Origin of the sequence: Nitratidesulfovibrio liaohensis (assembly GCF_011682075.1) — a bacterium.
Lineage (GTDB): Bacteria > Desulfobacterota > Desulfovibrionia > Desulfovibrionales > Desulfovibrionaceae > Cupidesulfovibrio > Cupidesulfovibrio liaohensis.
Genome location: NZ_VSMK01000463.1, coordinates 1 through 2010, shown reverse-complemented (window position 1 = coordinate 2010; position 2010 = coordinate 1). Strand labels below are relative to the sequence as shown.

General features: G+C 66.2%; 2 protein-coding genes. Both read left to right on the top strand.

The window, feature by feature from the left end; genetic code table 11:
* The first annotated feature begins 424 nt into the window (after positions 1–424).
* Positions 425–1057, top strand: coding sequence for a hypothetical protein (locus FVW27_RS14260; protein ID WP_167126297.1), 633 nt, complete (start codon positions 425–427; stop codon positions 1055–1057).
* Positions 1058–1321: 264 nt separating this feature from the next.
* A partial coding sequence (locus FVW27_RS14255) for a glycosyltransferase (RefSeq protein WP_167126300.1) occupies positions 1322–2010 on the top strand: 689 nt, incomplete at its 3' end.

Below are 2010 nucleotides of genomic sequence, written 5' to 3'. Positions count from 1 at the left end.
GGCGCCAGGGTGTGCAACGGCCTGATGCTGGCCGGTGGCAAACGCCCGGCAACCCGGCTGGCGCGCGGCAGGGAACCGACCATGGCTCCGACCGGGCATGGCCCGGCTGCGGAAGCGCGGCGGCAACCCCCGGTGCGGGATGACCTGGCGAGAGAATGGCGCGCCGCGCGGATGTCCGTTACCGCCCCGATAGCCCGTTTCCGCCGTGGCGTCCAATGGTTTCGGCCCGTACCGGCATGGCGGTATGCGGTGACGCATGCGTTCGTGATGCTGGTGGAAGCGCCGTGCCGGTGGGGCTGGGGGCCGGACAGGCAACACGGCAGAAAAGGAGGGCGCGGCAAGGCGAGCGAGTGCACGCTGGCATGGGCGATGCATTAAGCAACGTAAAGGCGGAACCCGGCAAAATCGTCCGCCCGGAGGCAGTATGTCCATTACGTCCACCTACGGCACTTACGGCACCTACGGCATCGACATTGCCAAGTACACCGAGGGCAATTCCACCTCGTCGACTTCCTCGTCGGCGTCGGGCACTTCGTCGTCCTCCTCGTCTTCCGCATCCGGCAACACGGTGACCGGGCTTTCGCTGGACTATCTGTCCCAGCTTTCCAGCGTGCTCAAGGAAATTTCACCCAATGCCACCGGCAAGCTGACCTTCAGCATGGTGGAAGAGTACCGCAAGCAGATGGAGGAGGAATTTTCCGCCAAGGTGCGCGAAGACCTGACCAAGCTGGGCGTGGACAAGGACGTGGAGTTCAGGGTGGTCACCGATGAAAAGACCGGCGGCGTTTCCGTGATTACCAACAGCCCGGACAAGGCCAAGATCGAGAAGTATTTCAAGGACAATCCGGACATGGTCAAGAAGTTCCAGAAGATCCAGACCCTGTCCAACCTCGAGAAGGCCCGCAAGGCGGAGGGGTATTCCCTCCAGGACATCAAGACCCGTCTGCAAATGGAAGCCATGAGCGCATGGTGGAGCGAGGACGGTGCCTCGTCGCAGATCATGGATTATACCGCCGATCAGGCCACCTTCCTTACCGGGTTGCGTGCACGGGTATAGCCGCACTCGGTGTACGGCGGTTGCGCGCTGGCGAGGTTGCCGGCGGAGGCCTTGCCTCATTTCGTATGTTGCGGCCCCCCCATCCGGCACGCGCCGCAACCGGCCCGCCGGGGCGCGGTGCTGCCGGGGGTTGTCATTGCCGGGCGATTGCGGCATGACGTGCCCGTGAACGCGCCAGCCCACGCCACCACTTCCGCCGTCCGCCACGCCGTGCCGGGCGATGCATCGCCGTCGATGTCTTCCCTGACACCGAACGGCGCGCCGTTGCGCACCATCCAGGTGGTCAACGTGCGCTGGTTCAACGCCACGGCGTGGTACGGCATGATGCTGGCCCGCCTGCTGCGCGAGGCCGGGCACGAAACCCTGGTGCTGGGTCTTGCGGGCACCGAATCCTTCGAACGCGCCCGTGCCTGGGGGCTGGACCCCATCCCCCTGCCGCTGAATTCCGCCAATCCCTTCACCCTTGTCGGGCTGTACGGCACGCTGCACCGCATGGTGCGCGATTTTCGCCCCCATGTGGTCAACTGCCACCGGGGCGAATCGTTCGTGCTGTGGGGACTGCTGAAGGCGCTGCACGCGCACGGGCCGCACCGCTTCGGGCTGGTGCGCACGCGCGGCGACCAGCGCCTGCCCAAGGGCAACCGGCCCAACCTGTTCCTGCACACCCGTGTGGCCGATGCGGTCATCGCCACCAACTCGGTGATGGCCGAACATTTCACCACTCAGATGGGCGTGCCCGCCGACCGGGTTCACACCATTCTCGGCGGGGTGGATGAATCCGTGTTCCGCTTCGACGCGGCGGGCCGCGCCCGCGTGCGGGCCGAGTATGGCTGGACGGACGACGATTTCGTTGTGGGGCTGCTGGGCCGGTTCGACGCGGTGAAGGGCCAGCGCGAGCTGATCGAAACCGTGGCGGGCCTGCGCGCGGGCCGCTGGGACGGCACGCCGCGTCC